The sequence below is a fragment of the Streptomyces sp. So13.3 genome, from assembly GCF_005860785.2.
Taxonomy (GTDB): domain Bacteria; phylum Actinomycetota; class Actinomycetes; order Streptomycetales; family Streptomycetaceae; genus Actinacidiphila; species Actinacidiphila fildesensis.
In genome coordinates, this window is record NZ_CP048835.1 from 8,029,997 (window position 1) to 8,049,178 (window position 19,182).

Sequence of the window (19,182 nt, forward strand, 5' to 3'; positions counted from 1 at the left end):
CATGTGCGGCATAGCAGGCACGTACCGATGGCCGGACGGGAAGGTCGTGACCGACCGGCTCACCGATACCCTCGCCCACCGCGGTCCTGACGGGGCGGGCCGGTACGGCCACCCCGTCGGTGACGGCGAAGTGCACCTGGGGCACCGCCGGCTGGCCATCATCGACCTGTCCGAGACCGGCGCCCAGCCGATGGTCTCGGACGGCCTCGTCCTGACGTACAACGGCGAGCTGTACAACGCGCCCGAGCTGCGCGGCGAACTGGCAGCCGCGGGGGTGCGCTTCCGCGGTACCTCCGACACCGAGGTGCTGCTGGAGGCCTGGCGGCGCTGGGGCACGGACTGCCTGCCCCGGCTGCGCGGCATGTTCGCGTTCGGGATCTTCGACGAGCGAACCGGTGACCTCGTGCTCGCCCGCGACCAACTCGGCATCAAGCCGCTGTTCCTGCTCCGGCGCGGTGCGGGCCTGGTGTTCGCCTCCGAGCTCAAGGCGCTCGCCGCCGCCACCGGCGGGTCGCTGCAGGTGGACGATGCGGCGCTGGTGGCCTCGCTGCTGTACTACTGGGTGCCGGACTCACGCTGCGCGTTCCGCGAAGCGGAGAAGCTGCCGCCGGGGAGCTGGCTGCGGTGCCGGCCCGACGGCCGGGTGGAGCGCGGCCAGTACTGGAACCTGCGGGACGTCGCCGCCGAGGGCCAGGAGCGGGCCCGCAGCGGCGAGCGGCCGGATATCGCTGCCATCGTCGAGGAGTCGACTCGACGCCACCTGCTCTCCGACGTACCCGTGGCGACCTTCCTCTCCGGCGGTCTCGACTCCAGCTACCTCACCGCCCTGGCGGCCCGCGACCAACCCGGGATCTCCGCCTACACGATCGGGTTCCGCGCCGAGGACGCCAAGTTCGAGGCGATGCCGGACGACCTTCGCTATGCCCGGCAGGTGGCCGAGCGGTTCGGCGTCGACCTGCACGAGATCGAGATCGCTCCGAACGTGCTGGACCTGCTGCCGCAGATGACGTACCACCTGGACGAGCCGATCGGCGACCCCGCCGCGATCAACACGTTCCTGATCTGCGAGGCCGCCCGGGAGGCCGGGGTCAAGGTGATGCTCTCGGGGATGGGTGCCGACGAGCTGTTCGCCGGGTACCGCAAGCACCTGGCCAACCTGCTCGCGCTGCGCTACCAGCGCGTCCCGCGGCCCCTGCGGCGCGGCCTGTCCAGGGCCGTGGACCGGCTGCCGGTCGCCACGGCCCGCCGGGGGTACCGGTCGGTGCGCTTCGCGAAGCGGTTCCTCTCCTTCGCCGATCTGCCGGAGGAGACCGCGTTCCGGCGCAGCTACACCATGTACGACCAGGACGAACTGCTCGCCCTGGTCAATCCGGACCTGGCCGGGACGGTCGATGACGTGCTGACCGAGCACGCGGACATCTACCAGGACAACGAACTCGACGACTTCGTCAATCGCATGTGCCTGGGCGACGCCCGGATGTTCCTGCCGGGCCTGAACCTCGCCTACACGGACCGCTCCAGCATGGCCGCGTCGACCGAGGTGCGGGTGCCGTACGTGGACGTCGAGGTGGTCAAGGCGGCGTTCGCCGTGCCCGGCGATCGCAAGATCGTCGGCCGGCAGGGCAAGGCCGTCCTCAAGGAGGCGGCCACCTCGATCCTGCCCCGGGAGATCGCATACCGGCCCAAGGGCCTGTTCAGCGCCCCGCTGCGGGCCTGGATGAGCCGGGATCTGGCACCGCTGGTGCGCGAGGTGGTGAACGACGGCGTGCTCGTCAATTCCGGGATCCTGCGCCGCGACGCGCTGGCGCGGATGGTCGCCGAGGACGCCGCCGGGCAGCGGGACTTCTCCAAGCATCTGTGGCATGTGCTGACCCTCGAGTACTGGTATCGCGGCGCGACCTCCGGCTCCGGCCGGACCCACCCCTGACGGCGTAGAAACAAAAGGAGTTCGGGTGAAGCAGGTTGTGCAGAACTACAAGAGCGGCGAGTTGGCGCTGCTCGACGTACCGGTGCCGGGGTGCAAGCCGGGCGGTGTGCTGGTCCGCAGCGCGTACTCGCTGATATCCACCGGGACCGAGCTGATGAAGGTGTCCGAGGCCGGCCTGTCGATGGTGGGCAAGGCCCGCTCCCGTCCCGACCAGGTGGCCAAGGTGATGCAGAGCGTGGCCACCAACGGGGTGCCGGCCACCTACCGCAAGGTGATGGGCAAGCTGGACTCCTACACACCGTTGGGCTACTCGCTGTGCGGGGTGGTCGAGGAGGTCGGCACCGGGATCGACGATGTGAAGGTCGGCGACCTCGTGGCCTGCGCAGGCAATGAACACGCGCTGCACGCCGAGCTGAACTGGGTGCCGAAGAACCTCTACGCCCGGGTGCCGGACGGCCTCTCGCCACGGCACGCGGCCTTCGGCACGGTCGGGTCTATCGCGATGCAGGGCGTCCGCCGCGGCGAGCCACAGCTCGGCGACGTGGCGCTGGTCATCGGCCTCGGGCTGATCGGGCAGTTGGTGGTGCAGTTGCTCACCGCCTCGGGAGTCCGCGTCGTCGGCGTCGACCCCGACCCGGTGCGCTGCGAGCTCGCCGAGCGCCTGGGCGCCGCGGCCTGCGGCGATCCCTCGTCCGCGGCCGTGGAAGCCGCCGTTGTCGAGCTCACCGACGGGCACGGCGTGGACCAGGTGTACCTGGCCGCCGGCGGCGGTACCAACCAACCCGTCGAGTTGGCCGCCCGGTTGAGCCGGGACCGCGGCCGGGTCGTCGACATCGGCAAGTGCCGCCTTGACCTTCCGTGGAACGCGTACTACGAGAAAGAGCTCGACGTCCGGTTCTCCCGCAGTTACGGCCCCGGGCGCTACGACCCGGAGTACGAGCTGGAGGGGCGCGACTACCCGATCGGCTACGTGCGCTGGACCGAGCGCCGCAACCTGGCGTCCTTCCTCGATCTCCTCGCCCGCGGCCGCGTCGACGTGGAGCCCCTGGTCTCCCACATCTCCGACTTCGATGACGCCGTCGAGACGTACCAGCGCCTGAAGGACGGCGACCTGAAGGCCGTGGCCGTGCTGTTCCGGTACCCCGAACAGAAGGAGGAAGCGCAGGCCCCGGCGGTGACCGTGCCCGCGGTGCGACGCAGCGACAAGGCGCCCACCACGGCCGGGTCACCCAAGGCGCAGGTGCGCCTTGCGTTCGTCGGCGCGGGAAACTACGCGACGTCGATGCTGCTGCCGCACCTGGCACAGCGCGACGGCGTCGAGTTGTCCACGGTCGTCACCACGACGGCGCTGTCCGCGGCCAACGCGCAGCGGAAGTTCGGCTTCGCCGAGGCGACCACCGATCTCGACGCCGTGCTCGGCGACCCGTCCATCGACGCGGTCTTCGTGGTCACCCGGCACAGCTCGCACGCCGAACTGACCCGAAGGGCACTGCTGGCAGGCAAGGCGGTGTTCGTCGAGAAGCCCCTGGCCCTCACCGAGGACGAGCTGGCAGGCGTGCTCGCGGCGGTGGAGGAGTCCGGCAACGACCGGCTGCAGGTGGGCTTCAACCGCCGGTTCGCGCCGCTGCTGCAGGAGGCCAGCAATCGGTTCGGCGCCAGGACCGGTCCTGCGAGCCTCCGCTACCTGGTCAACGCAGGTCGGCTGCAGCACGGCAGCTGGTACCTCCAACAGGGCGCCGAGGGCTCGCGGTTCGCCGGTGAGGGCGGGCACTTCATCGACACGGCGAGCTGGCTGCTCGCGGCCGACCCGGTCTCGGTGTACGCGGTCGCCACGTCCGGTAACGAGGACCTGCAGGTCGTGCTGCGCTACCCGGACGGGTCCACCGCCACCATCAGCTACATCACCACCGGCCCGCCCGGCTTCCCCAAGGAGACGCTGGACCTGATCGCGGACGGCAAGGTGCTGCGGCTCGACGACTTCGTCCGTGCCTCGGTATACGGCCGTAAGCGGTGGGTCAGTTCGCGGCTGCCCAAGGCCCGGGACAAGGGCCAGTCCGCCGAGCTGGCCGCGTTCATCAAGGCCGTGCGGACCGGCGGGCCGATGCCGGTGCCGCTGGAGTCGCTGGTCGCCACCACGGCGGCCACCCTCGCCGTGCGGGCCAGCCTGGTCGGCGGCGCGCCGGTGACGTTGGCGAGGGCCCGATGACCATGAGCGCGGGCTGGTACCTGCGGCGGTTGTCCCGGATGGGACCGCGAGAGGTCGGCGGCCGGGCGGGCGACGCGGTGCGCAGGCGGCGGTGGCGGTCGGCGCTGCCGGACTGCCCGAGCGTGACCGGCGCCCGGTTCACCGCGGTACTGCCCGCCGGGACGATCGCCGCAGTGCCACCGGACGCCGCGAAACGTCTCATCGCCGAGGCGGACCGGCTGATGGACGGGCACGCCGAGTACTTCGGGGTGGACCGCGACGACCTGGCCGACCCGGACTGGTCGTACGACCCGAAGACCGGGCGACGGGCTCCGTCCGGTTACGCCTTCGACGTGCCGTACCGGAACGAGGACGCGGTCGGGGACATCAAGCAGATCTGGGAGCTGTCCCGGCACCAGTACCTCACCGTGCTCGCCGCCGCCTACGCGATCACCGGGAACGAGCGGTACGCCGAGCGAGTGGCCGAGCACCTGCGGTCCTGGTGGACGGCCAACCCACCGCTGCGTGGCGTGCACTGGATCAGCGGCATCGAGCTGGGGATCCGGCTGTTGTCCTGGGTGTGGATCCGCCGGCTGCTCGACGGCTGGCCGGGCGCGGCCGGTCTTTTCGAGCGCAACCCGGTTGCGCTGAACCAGATCTGGCACCACCAGCGCTGGCTGGCCGCCTTCCCCAGTCGGGGGTCCTCGGCGAACAACCACGTCATCGCCGAGACCGCCGGGCAGTTCGCCGGGGCCTGCGCATTCGGGTGGTTCCCCTCATCGGCGCGCTGGCGAGCCGACGCGCTGCGGTCGCTGGAGCGGCAGCTGCGAAGCAACACCTTCCCCTCCGGCCTCAACCGCGAGTTGGCCACCGAGTATCACGGACTCGTCCTTGAACTCGGCATGGCCGCGGTGGCCGAGGCGGATGCCGCCGACGTGCCCGTCCCCGCGTCGATCCGGCTGGTGCTGCTGCGGATGACCGACGCGCTCGCGGCCGTCGTGGACGGCCGGCTGCGGCCGCCGCGCCAGGGGGACGCGGACGACGGGTACGGTCTGGTCGTGGACGGCGCGGGCACCGACCGCTGGGCCTCGCTCCTTGCCACCGGGGACGCCGTGTTCGGCCGACTCGACTGGTGGCCGACGGTGTCCGACACCGATGTGCGCACCCAGCTCCTTGCCGCGCTCATCCGGCCGTACGCGGAAATGGGAACCACACCGGCCGTGACCCGCCCGCCAAGCCGACCGGCCCACTTCGCCGACGCGGGGCTCACCATCCTGCGCGGTCCGGAGGAGATCTGGTGCCGCTGCGACGGCGGTCCGCACGGGTTCCTGTCCATCGCCGCGCATGGCCACGCGGACGCGCTGTCCGTGGAGGTCCGGCACGACGGGGTTGACGTGCTCGCCGACCCGGGGACGTACTGCTACCACGGACAGCCCCAGTGGCGGCAGTACTTCCGGTCGACCCTCGGCCACAACACCCTGCAACTGGACGACGGTGACCAGTCCGTCTCCGGCGGGCCGTTCCTGTGGACCCGGCATGCCCGCAGCCGCGTCCTGGTCGCGGACACATCCAGCGGTGTGGCCCGCTGGAGCGCCGAGCACGACGGTTACCAGCGCTCCGTGCACCGCCGCCGGGTGGAACTGACCGCCGCAACCATGGAGTTGCGGGTGGTTGACGAGGTGCGCGGCCCGCGCCGGGCCGTGCGCCTGGCGTTCCACCTCGGCCCGGCGATCGCCGCGGACCTGGTGGGGAACCGGGCCGTGCTCACCTGGAACCGGGACGGCGAGGACCGCTCCGCGGTGCTCGACCTGTCCGGGCAGCTGAGTTGGCGGGCGCATCGCGGCGAGAGCGACCCGCCGCTGGGCTGGTACTCCACCGGCTTCGGGCGCAAGGAACCCAGCACCACGCTGGTCGGCACCGGCTTCACCGACGGCCCCGCGCTGTTGGGGGAGTTCACCACCGTACTCACGTTCCGCGGGAGGGAGAACGCGTGGTGATCAAGAGGCGGCACCGGGCGCTGTCGACGGCACCGCTGGTACTGGTCCTGCTGGCGGCGACGGGCTGTGAGAGCACGCCGGGCGCGCGGCCGGAGCCGGCCGCCGCGCCATCCACGTCCGTGGCCCAACCCGTGACCCAGGTGTGCGCCAAGCCCCCGGCCGGGCCGGCGGAGGCGCCGGCGGGCGCGGTCGCGGTCGACCCCGCAGTGGTCGGTGACCTGGCTGCGAAGACCAAGAGCAGCCCCCCGAACACCACGTTCTGGCTTCGGCCGGGGACGCACAAGCTCGACCCGGACCGCTACGCCCAGGTCGTCCCCAAGCAGGGGAACCGCTACCTCGGTGCGCCGGGCGCGGTGCTCGACGGCCGCAAGACCAACCAGTACGCGTTCAGCGGTACCGCCGGCAACGTCACCGTTCAATACCTGACCGTGCAGAATTTCGTCGCGCCGCCGGATGAGGGCGTGGTCAACCACGACTCGGCCGACGGATGGCTGATCGAGCACTCGACCATCCAGTACAACTCCGGCGCCGGGCTGATGGCCGGTGCCCGCCAGCAGGTCCGCGCCAACTGCCTGCGCAACAACGGGCAGTACGGAATGAACGCGTACAAGTCCGGTGGCTCCATCAGCGGCCTGGTGGTCGAGGGCAACGAGATCGTCGGCAACAACACCGGCGACTGGGAGCGGCGGAAGGAAGGCTGCGGCTGCACCGGAGGCATCAAGTTCTGGGCCGTCAACGGCGCCGACATACGCGGCAACTGGGTGCACGACAACCGCGGACCCGGGTTGTGGGCGGACACCAACAACAACGACTTCCGCATCGAGGACAACGTGCTGGAGGCCAACGACGGTGCCGCGCTGATCTACGAGACCAGCTACAACGCGGTCATCCGGAAGAACACGATCCGGCGGAACAACTGGGTCGAGGGCCGCAAGTACGCCGACCGCGGCGACACCTTCCCGTTCGCGACCGTCTACGTGTCCGAGTCCGGCGGCGAACCACGGATCCGAGCCCGTACGGACAAGATCGAGATCTACCGGAACGTGCTGGAGAACAACTGGTCCGGGATCACCCTGTGGGAAAACGCTGACCGGTTCTGCAACAGCCCGGCCAACACCTCGTCCGGTGACTGCACGTTGCTGGTGAAGAAGACCGACCTCTGCGCACGGCCGGCGATCGCCACCGCACCGCTCTACGCCGACTGCCGGTGGAAGACCCAGCGGGTGGACATCCACGAGAACCGCTTCGTGCTGGACACGTCCGTCGTCCAGTGCACGGTGAAGTGCGACCGCATGGCGGTCCTCGCCAACTACGGCACCTATCCGGACTGGTCGCCGTACCAGGGCGAACGGGTCGCCGAGGCGATCACCGGCAAGCAGAACAACCGCTGGCACGACAACGTCTACATCGGACCGTGGAAGTTCGTCGCCCACGACCCGAGCCGGGTGCTCGACTTCGGGCAGTGGCAGGGCACGCCGTACCAGCAGGACACGGGCAGCACCCTCCGCGCACAGGGCGGTGGTTGAGATGAGCCCGGACCACACAGAGCACACGTCGAAGATCGTCGGGACGGTCTGGGGGCTGCTGATCCTCAACACGCTCGGCTCCACCGGAGCGAAGACCATCATCCCGCTGCCCCGCTCCCTCATCCAGATGGTCACCATGGGCGCGCTGGTCGCCGCGTTCGCGCTGGCGCTCGCAGGTAATCTCCAGCTGCGCATCCGGCCCAGCGCCTTCGTGTTCCTGCTCACCCTGCTCCTTGTGCCGAGCATGATCTCCAGCGCGAGCCTGGAGTCCGGGTCGGGTGCGCTGTTCCGCTGCGCCCGGCTTGCTCTGTTCATCGGCACGCTGTGGCTGCTCAGCCGCTGGTGGGACGGCGGCCTGACGTTCGTACGGCACCACATCCGGATCTACTTCGCGGTGCTCGGGTCGGTGGCCGTCGGCCTGGTCGCCTCACCGGGAGCGGCCATGCCCGGGCTCTACGGCGGGCGGCTTGTCGGCGCGTTGTGGCCGCTCACCCCGCCGCAGATCGGACAGTACGCCGCAGTGATCATCGGGCTCACCGTGCTGCTCGTACTGGGGCACCGGATCGACAGGGGCAGCGCGGCGGTAGTCATCGTGCCGTCACTCATCCTGCTCGCGCTGACCCATACCCGGACGGCCACGCTCGGCCTGCTCATCGGGCTGGTGCTGGCGATCGGCTCGCTCGTCCTGACCAGCGCCGCCGCCCGCCGGTTCTTCGGCTGGACGGTGGTGATCGCCACGGTGACCGCGGTGGGGTTCAGCTCCGCGCTGCAGGCGTGGTTCCTGCGCGGACAGGACAAGGAGAACTTCTCCAACCTCACCGGTCGGGCCAAGGTCTGGGACGCCCTGCTGGCAGCCCCCCGGACGAGCTCGGAGCAGTGGTTCGGCATGGGCCTGGGCGACAAGTCGTTCGGCGGCCTGCCGATCGACAACAGCTGGCTGGCCGTTTACAACGAGCAGGGTCTGACCGGCGTCACCCTGGTAGCGGCGATCATCATCGTGCTCGGCGGCGTCGCGTTGCTGCGGCCACCGTCGCTGTCGAGGGCCTGCGCGATCTTCCTGATCAGCTACTGCGCGATCGCGTCGTACACCGAGGCCGGGCTTGGCGACGCCTCGCCGTATCTGCTGCATCTGGCCGTGGCCGCCTCGCTGCTTGCGGCACCTGCCGCGGTCACTCCCCGCTCCACGCCCCAAGTCCCTCGACGGCACATACCGCGATGGGCCCAGAGATCGGAGGTGATCTGAGCATGCATGTCCTCGTGTTGCACAACCGCTACGCCTCGGCGCAGCCGAGCGGGGAGAACAAGGTCGTCGACCAGGAGGTGGCTCTGCTGCGCGAGGCCGGCCACCGGGTCGAGGTGTTCGAGCGGCGCAGCGACGACATCGCCACCCTGTCCCTGCTCGCCAAGGTCGCGCTGCCGCTGCTCGTGCCGTGGAACCCGGCGGTCCGCTCGGAGCTCGCCGCCCGGCTTCGCACCTCACGCCCTGACGTGGTGCACGTCCACAACGTCTTCCCGCTCCTGTCGCCCGCGGTGCTTGCCGCCTGCGCCGACGCCGGTGTGCCCGTCGTCGCCACGCTGCACAACTACACCCAGGTCTGCCCGCCCGGCACGCTGCAGCGGGACGGCCGGCCGTGCACCGAGTGCGTCGGGTCGGCGCCGCTGCCCGCCGTACGGCACGGCTGCTACCGGAACTCCCGGCTTGCGACGGTGCCGCTCGCGGTCAGCCTCTCGGTCAACCGGCGGCGGTGGTGGTCCGGCGTGGAGCGGTTCTTCTGCATCTCCGCTGCGCAGCGCGATGTCCTGGTGCGGGCCGGCATGCCGGCCGAACGGCTGGCGGTGAAGCACAACTTCGTGCCGGACCCGGACGCCCGCCGAGCGGGCGACGGCGAGCATCTGCTCTATCTCGGGCGGCTCGCGGAGGCCAAGGGCGTGCGGTTGCTCATGGCTGCGTGGGACGAGATCGCCGCCGGCGGCGGTGTGGGCGTGCCGCTCGTGGTCGCCGGCACGGGGCCGCTGGAGCCAGAGGTGACCGCCTGGGCGGCGGGCCGGGACGACGTGCGGTACGTCGGCCTGTATGACGCGGAGGAGTGCCGGCAGGCCATCGCGCGTTCGGTCGCCGTGGTGGCTCCCTCGACGTGGTTGGAAGCGTTCGGCCTGGTGGTCGTGGAGGCGATGGCGGCCGGGGTCCCGGCCGTCGCCGCCGGTCACGGCGCCTTCGTCGAACTCGTCGAGGACGGGGTGACCGGGCTGCTGCACCGGCCGGGCGAGCCCGCCTCGCTCGCGTCCTGCATACGCCGGATCGCGGCCGAGCCGGCCCGCAACCAGGAGATGGGCCAGGCGGCCCGGCGCCGTTACGAGCAGGGCTTCAGCCCGGCCGTCGGCCTGGAGCGCCTGGTGGAGGGGTACCGCACCGCGATCGCGGTGCGGTCCGGCGGCGGGGACAGCGCGCCGCCGATAGGGATGGAATCAATGGGGGGCAGTAAATGACACGTTGCCGACTGTGCGGCTCGGCGTCGCTGGCGAGCGTCGTCGATCTGGGGGCGACCCCGCCGTGCGAGAGCTTTCTCGCCGCGGACCAACTGGACCTGCCGGAGCCCGCGTACCCGCTGCATTTGCGGGTCTGCACCGACTGCTGGCTCGCGCAGATCCCTCCGCTGATCACGCCGGAGGAGACGTTCAAGGAGTACGCGTACTTCTCCTCGTACTCGACCTCCTGGGTTGAGCACGCGCGCACGTTCGTCGCGGATGCCGTGCAGCGGGTGGGTATCGGGTCCTCGGAAGAGGAAGCCTTCGTGGTCGAGGTCGCGAGCAACGACGGGTACCTGCTGCGGCATGTGGTGGACCGGGGGATCCGCTGCCTCGGCATCGAGCCGTCGGTCAACGTCGGGGCTGCGGCGCGGGACGCGGGTGTGCCCACGCTCACGGAGTTCCTGAGCCCGGACACCGGCGCCGCCGTCCGCGCCGAACACGGTCCGGCGGACCTGGTCGTGGCCAACAACGTGTACGCGCACATACCCGACGTGGTCGGGTTCACCCAGGGGCTGCGCGCCCTGGTCGCCGACGACGGCTGGGTCTCCATCGAGGTGCAGCACCTGTTGACCCTGATCGAGGACAACCAGTACGACACGATCTACCACGAGCACTTCCAGTACTACACGGTCGCGTCCGCGATCCGGGCCCTTGCGAGTGGCGGACTCGCGCTCGTGGACGTCGAGTTGCTGCCCACGCACGGCGGCTCCATCCGGCTGTGGGCCCGGCCCATCGAGGTGGCCGGCGAGCCGACACAGCAGGTGGCCGATGTACTGGACCGGGAGAAGGCCGCCGGGCTTCAGGAGCTGTCCGGGTACGCCGAGTTCTCCGCCCGGGTGGCCAAGGTGCGCCGGGACCTTCTGCGGTTCCTCATCGAGGCGGCCGAGCGCGGCGAGACGGTCGTCGGCTACGGCGCCCCGGGCAAGGGCAACACCCTGCTCAACCACTGCGGCATCCGGCCCGACCTGCTCGCGTACACGGTCGACCGCAACCCCTACAAGCACGGCAGGTTCACCCCGGGCACCCGCATCCCGATCCTGCCGCCCGAGCAGATAGCCGCCGACAGACCGGACTACGTCCTCGTCCTCCCGTGGAACCTGCGGGCCGAGCTGGTCGAGCAGCTCTCCTTCGTGCACGACTGGGGCGGCCGGCTGGTCTTTCCCATCCCGGAACTGAGCATTGTCGAGGCCAAGTCATGAAGGTCGTGCTGTTCTGTGGCGGTTACGGGATGCGCATGCGCAACGGAACCTCCGACGACGTCCCCAAGCCGATGGCGATGGTCGGACCGCGACCGCTGATCTGGCACGTCATGCGCTACTACGCGCACTTCGGGCACACGGAGTTCATTCTGTGCCTCGGGTACGGGGCGCACCACATCAAGGACTTCTTCCTCAACTACGAGGAGACGACGTCCAACGACTTCGTGCTGCGGGGCGGGCGGACCGAGCTGCTGTCCACCGACATCTCGGACTGGACGATCACGTTCGCGCAGACCGGCATCGAGTCGCCGATCGGGGAGCGGCTGCGCCGGGTGCGGCGCCACCTGGACGGCGACGAGATGTTCCTCGCCAACTACGCCGACGTGCTCACCGACGCCCCGCTGCCGGAGATGATCGACCAGTTCGCCCGGCGCGACGCCGGTGCGTCGATGATGGTGGTGCCGCCGCAGTCCTCGTTCCACTGCGTGGAACTGGGCGAGGACGGCCTGGTGGGGGGCATCACCGCGGTGAGCGACATGCCGCTGTGGGAGAACGGTGGCTACTTCGTACTCCGCCAGGAGGTCTTCGACCACATACCGGAGAACGGGGACCTGGTCGCCGACGGATGTGGACAACTGGCCAAGCGCGGACGGTTGGTGGCGCATCAGCACCGCGGCTTCTGGAAGCCGACCGACACCGTGAAGGAGCGGGCCGCGCTCGACGACGCCTACACCCGGGGCGACCGCCCGTGGGCCGTGTGGGAACGGGACGGCGCCGGGGCGAGCACGACCGGCAGCAGGCACGGCGCCGGAGCGAAGGCGTGATCCGGCTCGGGGCCGGGCGCCTGGACCGGATCGCCGCGGTGGGCGCGCACTGCGACGACATCGCCATCGGCGCCGGCGGCACGCTGCTGACGCTGTGCCTCGCGCGGCCGGGTATCCGCGTCGACGCGCTGGTGCTCTCCGGCGGTGGCGGCGCGCGGGAGCAGGAGGAGCGGGCCGCGCTCGCCGCCTTCTGCCCGGGCGCCGATCTGCGGCTGACGGTGCTCAAGCTGCCGGACGGCCGAATGCCCGTGCACTGGGACGAGGCCAAGGCCGCGGTCGAGGAGCTGCGCGCGGGGACCGAGCCGGATCTGGTGCTCGCGCCGCGTACCGATGACGCGCACCAGGATCACCGCGGCCTGGCGAAGCTGATACCCACCGCATTCCGCGACCACCTCGTGCTCGGCTACGAGATCGTCAAATGGGACGGCGATCTCGGCCGTCCGTCGGCGTACCAGCCGCTGTCGCCGGAGACCGCCGAACAGAAGGTGCGGCTGTTGCAGGAGCACTACCCCTCGCAACGGCACCGGCCCTGGTTCGACCGGGAGGCCTTCATCGGTCTTGCGCGGATCCGCGGCATCGAATGCCATGCGCGCTACGCCGAGGCGTTCGCCGTCACCAAACTCACGCTCAATCTGGAGGGATGAACCTTGCGCGTACTACTGACCGGCCACCAGGGCTACCTGGGCACCGTGATGGCCCCGGTCCTCAGCGCCGCCGGACACGAGGTCGTCGGGCTTGACGCCGGTCTGTTCGCGGACTGCGTGCTCGGCCCGCCGCCCGCGGACCCGCCGGGGCACCGGGTGGACCTGCGCGACGTCACGGCCGACCACGTGGCCGGGGTGGACGCCGTGATCCACCTGGCCGCGCTCTCCAACGACCCGCTGGGATCGCTGGCGCCGGAACTCACCTACGACATCAACCACCACGCGTCCGTCCGCCTCGCGCGGCTGGCCCGCGACGCCGGAGTGCGACGCTTCCTGTACGCGTCGACCTGCTCGGTCTACGGCGCCTCCGGCGGCGACGACCTGGTCGCCGAGGACGCCCCGCTGCGCCCGGTGACGCCGTACGCGGAGTCGAAGGTGCGGGTGGAGGACGACCTGCACGCGCTGGCGGACGGCGACTTCACCCCGGTGTTCATGCGCAACGCCACCGCCTTCGGCTACTCGCCCCGGCTGCGCGCCGACATCGTGCTGAACAACCTGGTGGGCCACGCGCTCCTGTCCGGCGAGGTGTTGGTGCTCTCCGACGGCACCCCGTGGCGCCCGCTGGTGCACGCCGCCGACATCGCGCGCGCCTTCACGGCCGCGCTGACCGCGCCGCGCGAAGCCGTGCACGACCGGGCCTTCAACATCGGCAGCGAGATCAACAACGTCACGGTCGCCGAGATCGCCGACCAGGTCGCCGAGGCGGTGTCCGGCGCGAAGGTGGTGATCACCGGGGAGAACGGTGCCGATCCGCGGTCGTACCGGGTGGACTTCTCCCGGTTCCGCGCCGCGATACCCGGCTTCGACTGCGAGTGGACGGTGAAGCGGGGTGCACTCGAACTCGCCGCGGCCTACCGGAAGTTCGACCTGACCCGGGAGGACTTCGAGCAGCGTTTCACCCGGCTTGCCGTGCTGCGCGCGGCGTCCGACGCGGGCACCGTCGACGACACCCTGCGGTGGCGCCGATGACCGACACCGCCGAAGAGATGTACACGCTGGTGGAGCGGCTGTACCCGCTGTGCCGGAGCATCACCGGCGACGGTGTGCGCGCCACCCTGGACATCGTCGGGGAGTACATCCCCTTGCAGGTGCATGAGGTGCCGACCGGGACGCAGGTGCTCGACTGGACGGTGCCGCAGGAGTGGAACATCCGGGACGCGTACGTCGCCGACGCCGCCGGCAACCGTGTCGTCGACTTCGCCGCGTCCAGCCTGCACGTGCTCGGCTACAGCGTGCCGGTGTCGGCGACCATGCCGTTGGCCGAGCTGCGCGAACACCTGCACACCCTGCCGGACCAACCGTCCTGGGTGCCGTACCGCACCAGCTACTACAAGCCGGAATGGGGGTTCTGCCTGGCCCAGGAGACCCTGGACGCGCTGCCGGACGGCGATTACGAGGTGCGCATCGACTCCACACTCGCGGACGGCCACCTCACCTACGCCGAGCACGTGGTCCCCGGACAGGTCGCCGACGAGGTCATCGTCTCCTGCCACACCTGTCACCCGTCGCTGGCCAACGACAACCTCGCCGGTATCGCCGTGGCGACGTTCCTGGCCCGCGCGCTGGCGCAGGAGACGCCGTACTACACCTACCGGTTCATCTACGCGCCCGGCACCGTCGGGGCGATCACCTGGCTGGCCCGCAACGCGGAGCGGGTGGAACGGGTCAAGCACGGCCTAGTGCTGGCCTGCGCCGGGGACCCGGGACAGTTGACGTACAAGCAGAGCAGGCGCGGCGACGCGGAGATCGACCGCGTGATGCGGCACGTGCTGGCCGCATCCGAACGCCCGCACCACGTCAACGAGTTCACCCCGTACGGCTACGACGAGCGGCAGTACTGCTCGCCCGGTTTCAACCTGGGCGTTGGCTCGCTCACCCGCACCCCGTACGCCGGCTACCCCGAGTACCACACCTCGGCGGACAACCTGGACTTCGTCTCCCCGGACGCGATGGCGGACACCCTCGCGGTCTGCCGCGAGGCATTCGCCGTCCTCGACCGCAACCGGCGGTACCTCAACCTCAGCCCCTACGGCGAACCACAGCTGGGCCGACGCGGGTTGTACGACGCGCTCGGCGGCCGCAGCGACACCAAGCAGGCCCAGATGGCCATGCTCTGGGTGCTCAACCTCTCCGACGGCGAGCACAGTCTGCTGGACGTCGCCGAGCGGTCCGGGCTTCCGTTCGACACCGTGGCCGCCGCCGCCGACGCCCTGCGCGGCGCCGAACTGATCAAGGCATGAAGCCGATGACCACCGAGGGGGAGAAGACGACGGCACCGGCGGCCCCGGCCGGACCCGCCCGGCAGACCGCCAAGCGGGCCATGGTCGGCCGGCTGTCCTGGGGACTGGCCGACCAGGCGGCCTCCAGCGTGAGCAACTTCGCGGTGGGCATCTACGTGGCCCGCTCGCTGGGGGTGACCGCGTTCGGCGTGTTCAGCCTGGCCTGGGTGACCTACGGTGTGGTGCTCAACGTCTCCCGCGGCCTTGCCACCGACCCTCTGGTGGTGCGCTTCAGCGGCGCGCCGGACACGTCCTGGCGCGGGGCGGTGGCCCGGTCGACGGGTACCGCACTCGGCGTCGGTACGGCCATCGGCGCGGTGTGTCTGGTGGCCGGGCTCGGCCTCGGCGGCCGCCTGGGGCCCGCGTTCGCCGCCCTTGGTGTCATGTTGCCCGGGCTGCTGCTCCAGGACGCCTGGCGGTTCTCGTTCTTCGCCGCCGGCGCCGGGCGGAAGGCGTTCGTCAACGACGTCGTGTGGGGTGTCGCGCTCGTCCCGGCCCTGGTGGTGGCGGCCCGGGTGGGCAGTGTGGCCGCCTTCGTGTTCGCCTGGGGCGCGTCCGCCACGGTGGCGGCGGGGTACGGCTGCATCCAGTCCGGCATCGGGCCCCGGATGACCGAGGCACGCGGGTGGCTTCGCGAGCAGCGTGATCTCGGCTACCGGTACCTGGTCGAGAACGTCAGCCTCAGTGGCGCGAGCCAGTTGCGGGCCTACGGGCTCGGCGCGATCGTCGGGGTCGGCGCGGTGGGCGCGGTGCGGGGCGCCGAGCTCCTGCTCGGCCCGTTCCTGGCAGTGCTCATGGGACTTTCGCTGGTCACCGTCCCGGAGGCGGCACGGGTGCTGCGGCGGGCCCCGCATCAACTGGGCAGATTCTGCCTCCTCCTTGGCGGCGGGCAGGCCGCCGGCGCGCTGATCTGGGGCTCGGCGCTGCTGCTGATGCCTGGCCGGTTCGGCGAGCTGGTGCTCGGCGACGTCTGGCACTCCGCCTCGCAGCTCATCGTGCCCATCACCCTCGGCGTCGCGGGCGCGGGACTCGGCACCGGCGCGGCGGCCGGGCTGCGCGCGTTCGGCGCGGCTCGGCGCAGCCTGCGCTGCCAACTGTTCGCCTCCGCCTGCTATGTCAGCGGCGGACTCGGCGGGGCGGCTGTGGCCGGCACGGTCGGCTCGGCCTGGGGCGTCGCCGCCGCGACCGTCAGCGGCTCGGCCGTGTGGTGGCTGCAACTGCGGTCCGCCCTGCGCGAGCACAACCACCCCCTCCCCGAAGTGAGGACCTCATGACCGCCCAACCCAGGCTGAGCATCGGCCTGCCCGTCTACAATGGCGAGGAGTACCTGGCCGAGTCGCTCGACGCCCTGCTCGGCCAGACCTACGAGGACTTCGAGCTGGTCATCTGCGACAACGCCTCGACCGACGGGACTCAGGACATCTGCCGCAAGTACACCGAGCAGGACTCGCGCATCCGGTACCTCCGGCTGCCGCGGAACATCGGCGCCACGCCGAACCACAACCATGTGCTCGCCGAGTCCCGCGGCGAGCTGTTCAAGTGGGCCTCGCACGACGACCTTTACGCCCGCGACCTGCTGCGGCGCTGCGTCCAGGCGCTGGACGAGCGGCCGGACGTGATCCTCGCGCACACCGGCCAGGCGGTCATCGACGGCGACGGTCAGGTGACAGTCCCGTACGAGTACACGCTCGCCACTGACTCGCCGCACGCGCCGGAGCGCTTCCGCAGCATGCTGTTCGAGCCCGGCGGTGACGACTTCTACGGGGTGATCCGGGCCGACGCGCTGCGCCGGGTGAAGCCGATGGACAGCTACCACCACGCGGACCGCACGTACGTCGCCGAGATCGCCCTGCACGGGCGCTTCCACCAGGTGCCGGAACTCCTGTACTTCCGCCGCGACCACCCCACCCGCGCCGAGCGGGCGAACCCGTCCAAGCGCTCCCGGTGCGTCAATCTCGACCCGCGCCGGGCGGGCCTGCTGCACCCGACGCCCCGGCTGCTCGCCGAGTACGTCTGGGGCTTCGCCTCAGCGATCCGGCGGGCGCCGTTGTCCGCGGCCGACCGGCGCTCGTGCTACCGCCACCTGGCCGCATGGATGACCAGCCGGGTCCGGCCGGGCGCCGGCGAGCGGGTCGAGGACCGCGCTCCGGTCGATCCGGCCCTGCTCACGGTCTCCGTCGACGCCGTCGTCGCCGGCCGTGAGGGGAGGCAGAGATGACGTCCACGGATGAAACTCCGGTGCGTGTCGGCGTGTTCGGCCTGCTCGGATCCGGCAACCTCGGCAACGACGGATCGCTCGAAGCCGTGCTCGGGTACCTCCGCACCGAACACCCGGAGGCGGTCGTGGACGCGCTGTGCGGCGGACCCGAGGCCGTGACGACCCGGTTCGGGATCCCCGCGACGCGGCTGCACTGGTATCGCGGGGAGTACCGGACCGCGTCGCGCGCGGGCGCGGTCGCGGCGAAGGGTCTGGGCAAACTCGTCGACGTCTTCCGCACCGCTGCCTGGGTGCGCCGGCACGACGTGGTGATCGTGCCGGGCATGGGCGTCCTGGAGGCCACGCTGCCGCTGCGGCCGTGGGGCTTCCCGTACTCGCTGTTCCTGCTCTGCGCGAGCGGCCGACTGTTCGGCACCCGGGTCGCGCTGGTCAGCGTCGGCGCCGCGACGATCGGCAACCGGCCGACCCGGCTCCTGGTCCGCTGGTCGGCGCGGCTGGCCGCATACCGGTCGTACCGGGACGCGCAGTCCCGCGACGCGATGCGGGCGATGGGCGTGGACACCGCGCGCGACGAGGTCTACCCGGACCTCGCGTTCGCCCTGCCGACGCCGCGGGCCGGCGCGCCCTCGGACCCGTCGGCACCGCCGGGACCGGTCTGCGTCGGTGTCATGGACTTCCACGGCGGCAACGACGACCGCGCCCAGGCCGAGGAGATATACCGGCGCTACCTCGACGGGACGATCCGGTTCGTCGGCGCGCTGGTCCAGGAGGGCAGGTCGGTCCGGCTGCTCACCGGCGACGAGTGCGATGCGTCGGTGGTCGCCGCGATCCTCGACGCGGTGGACTCGCCGCTGGTCACCGCTGCCGAGCCGTCCTCACTGGCCGACCTGATGAAGGAGATGGCGGCTGCCGACACCGTGGTGGCGATCAGGTACCACAACCTGATCTGCGCGCTGAAGACCAGCACGCCGGTGCTCGCCCTCTGCTATGCGGCGAAGAGTGACGCGCTCATGACGGAGATGGGTCTCGGCGCGTACTGCCACCCGGCGCGCGAGGTCGACGCCGACCGGCTGCTCGAGCAGTTCTGGGCGCTGGAGAAGCGATCGGCCGAGCTGCGGCAGACCCTCACCGAGCGGAACCTGGCCGCCGCCCGGCAACTCGAGCACCAGTTCAACTCCTTGACCGCGGCCCTGTTCCCTGCGGCCGACCACGTCCACACCTCGAGGAAGGCTCCATGAAGGCGACCGAAGTCCCGGAGATCACCGGCGCGTACCTCTTCGAGCCGACGCGGTACGCCGACGAGCGCGGCTTCTTCTGCCGTACCTTCGACGCCGACGTGGTCCGCTCGGTGGGCCTCGACCCGGACGCCTTCGTCCAGGACAGCGTGTCCCGCTCGGTCCGGGGCGTGCTGCGCGGCCTGCACCTGCGCTCCGGAGCCGGCGAGGCGAAGCTGGTGCGGTGCTCGTACGGGAGGATCTTCGACGTCGTCGTGGACCTGCGGACGGACTCGCCGACCTATCGCAACCGAGCCTTCTTCGAGCTGTCCGGCGAGACGCAGACGACCCTGTACATCCCGGCGGGGTGCGCGCACGGCTTCCAGGCGCTGACCGAAACCGCTGACACCTCGTACCGGATCGACCGCCCGCACGATCCGGCCGAGGACGTGACGATCGCCTTCGACGACCCGGAGCTCGCCATTCCCTGGCCGCTGCCGGCCACATCGATGTCCCAGCGGGACCGGGAGGCGCCCAGCCTCGCCGAAGTCCTGAAGCACAGCGAGAAGTGAGGTCGGCG

Annotated in this window: 15 protein-coding genes; all 15 read left to right on the forward strand. The window is 71.0% G+C overall.

Features of this window, described 5'->3' with window-relative positions:
- The first annotated feature begins 1 nt into the window (after position 1).
- The 15 genes from asnB to rfbC are packed head-to-tail and all read left to right on the forward strand — an operon-like array spanning position 2 to position 19,174.
- Positions 2–1,927: an asparagine synthase (glutamine-hydrolyzing) gene (asnB, locus tag C8250_RS35925; protein WP_138352492.1), complete on the forward strand. Its 1,926-nt coding sequence runs from the start codon at positions 2–4 to the stop codon at positions 1,925–1,927.
- Positions 1,928–1,952: 25 nt separating this feature from the next.
- Complete coding sequence (locus C8250_RS35930) at positions 1,953–4,133, forward strand: bi-domain-containing oxidoreductase (RefSeq protein ID WP_138352493.1); 2,181 nt, start codon at positions 1,953–1,955, stop codon at positions 4,131–4,133.
- Positions 4,130–6,109, forward strand: coding sequence for an alginate lyase family protein (locus tag C8250_RS35935; RefSeq protein ID WP_138352494.1), 1,980 nt, complete (start codon positions 4,130–4,132; stop codon positions 6,107–6,109). The genes C8250_RS35930 and C8250_RS35935 overlap by 4 nt, the downstream gene beginning before the upstream one ends.
- Complete coding sequence (locus tag C8250_RS35940) at positions 6,103–7,635, forward strand: right-handed parallel beta-helix repeat-containing protein (RefSeq protein WP_138352495.1); 1,533 nt, start codon at positions 6,103–6,105, stop codon at positions 7,633–7,635. The genes C8250_RS35935 and C8250_RS35940 overlap by 7 nt, the downstream gene beginning before the upstream one ends.
- Before the next feature lies 1 nt (position 7,636).
- Positions 7,637–8,878: an O-antigen ligase domain-containing protein gene (locus C8250_RS35945; protein WP_138352496.1), complete on the forward strand. Its 1,242-nt coding sequence runs from the start codon at positions 7,637–7,639 to the stop codon at positions 8,876–8,878.
- 2 nt (positions 8,879–8,880) lie between these two features.
- Complete coding sequence (locus C8250_RS35950) at positions 8,881–10,122, forward strand: glycosyltransferase (protein WP_138352497.1); 1,242 nt, start codon at positions 8,881–8,883, stop codon at positions 10,120–10,122.
- Complete coding sequence (locus tag C8250_RS35955) at positions 10,119–11,363, forward strand: class I SAM-dependent methyltransferase (RefSeq protein ID WP_138352498.1); 1,245 nt, start codon at positions 10,119–10,121, stop codon at positions 11,361–11,363. The genes C8250_RS35950 and C8250_RS35955 overlap by 4 nt, the downstream gene beginning before the upstream one ends.
- Positions 11,360–12,187: a glucose-1-phosphate cytidylyltransferase gene (locus C8250_RS35960; RefSeq protein WP_138352499.1), complete on the forward strand. Its 828-nt coding sequence runs from the start codon at positions 11,360–11,362 to the stop codon at positions 12,185–12,187. Before C8250_RS35955 ends, C8250_RS35960 begins: the two co-directional genes overlap by 4 nt.
- Positions 12,184–12,831, forward strand: coding sequence for a PIG-L deacetylase family protein (locus tag C8250_RS35965; protein WP_138352500.1), 648 nt, complete (start codon positions 12,184–12,186; stop codon positions 12,829–12,831). Before C8250_RS35960 ends, C8250_RS35965 begins: the two co-directional genes overlap by 4 nt.
- Positions 12,832–12,834: 3 nt before the next feature.
- Positions 12,835–13,860, forward strand: coding sequence for an SDR family oxidoreductase (locus tag C8250_RS35970; protein ID WP_138352501.1), 1,026 nt, complete (start codon positions 12,835–12,837; stop codon positions 13,858–13,860).
- Positions 13,848–15,131, forward strand: coding sequence for a DUF4910 domain-containing protein (locus C8250_RS35975; RefSeq protein ID WP_138352502.1), 1,284 nt, complete (start codon positions 13,848–13,850; stop codon positions 15,129–15,131). The genes C8250_RS35970 and C8250_RS35975 overlap by 13 nt, the downstream gene beginning before the upstream one ends.
- Positions 15,132–15,136: 5 nt before the next feature.
- On the forward strand, positions 15,137–16,444 hold the full coding sequence (locus C8250_RS35980; RefSeq protein WP_138352580.1) for a hypothetical protein: 1,308 nt from the start codon (positions 15,137–15,139) through the stop codon (positions 16,442–16,444).
- Positions 16,441–17,388 carry a glycosyltransferase family 2 protein gene (locus C8250_RS35985; RefSeq protein WP_138352503.1) on the forward strand — a complete coding sequence of 316 codons (948 nt, stop codon included), beginning with the start codon at positions 16,441–16,443 and terminating at the stop codon, positions 17,386–17,388. The genes C8250_RS35980 and C8250_RS35985 overlap by 4 nt, the downstream gene beginning before the upstream one ends.
- Positions 17,385–18,626 carry a polysaccharide pyruvyl transferase family protein gene (locus tag C8250_RS35990; RefSeq protein WP_138352504.1) on the forward strand — a complete coding sequence of 414 codons (1,242 nt, stop codon included), beginning with the start codon at positions 17,385–17,387 and terminating at the stop codon, positions 18,624–18,626. Before C8250_RS35985 ends, C8250_RS35990 begins: the two co-directional genes overlap by 4 nt.
- Positions 18,623–19,174, forward strand: a complete 552-nt coding sequence (gene rfbC / locus C8250_RS35995) for a dTDP-4-dehydrorhamnose 3,5-epimerase (protein WP_138352505.1) — start codon at positions 18,623–18,625, stop codon at positions 19,172–19,174. Before C8250_RS35990 ends, rfbC begins: the two co-directional genes overlap by 4 nt.
- The last annotated feature ends 8 nt before the right edge of the window (positions 19,175–19,182 follow it).

What these genes read in the sequence shown, in the direction of transcription:
- asnB (WP_138352492.1), top strand. Translation starts at nt 2, where the DNA reads ATGTGCGGCATAGCAGGCACGTACCGATGGCCGGACGGGAAGGTCGTG.
- C8250_RS35935 (WP_138352494.1), top strand. Translation starts at nt 4,130, where the DNA reads ATGACCATGAGCGCGGGCTGGTACCTGCGGCGGTTGTCCCGGATGGGA.
- C8250_RS35945 (WP_138352496.1), top strand. Translation starts at nt 7,637, where the DNA reads ATGAGCCCGGACCACACAGAGCACACGTCGAAGATCGTCGGGACGGTC.
- C8250_RS35950 (WP_138352497.1), top strand. Translation starts at nt 8,881, where the DNA reads ATGCATGTCCTCGTGTTGCACAACCGCTACGCCTCGGCGCAGCCGAGC.
- C8250_RS35955 (WP_138352498.1), top strand. Translation starts at nt 10,119, where the DNA reads ATGACACGTTGCCGACTGTGCGGCTCGGCGTCGCTGGCGAGCGTCGTC.
- C8250_RS35960 (WP_138352499.1), top strand. Translation starts at nt 11,360, where the DNA reads ATGAAGGTCGTGCTGTTCTGTGGCGGTTACGGGATGCGCATGCGCAAC.
- C8250_RS35980 (WP_138352580.1), top strand. Translation starts at nt 15,137, where the DNA reads ATGACCACCGAGGGGGAGAAGACGACGGCACCGGCGGCCCCGGCCGGA.
- C8250_RS35985 (WP_138352503.1), top strand. Translation starts at nt 16,441, where the DNA reads ATGACCGCCCAACCCAGGCTGAGCATCGGCCTGCCCGTCTACAATGGC.
- C8250_RS35990 (WP_138352504.1), top strand. Translation starts at nt 17,385, where the DNA reads ATGACGTCCACGGATGAAACTCCGGTGCGTGTCGGCGTGTTCGGCCTG.
- rfbC (WP_138352505.1), top strand. Translation starts at nt 18,623, where the DNA reads ATGAAGGCGACCGAAGTCCCGGAGATCACCGGCGCGTACCTCTTCGAG.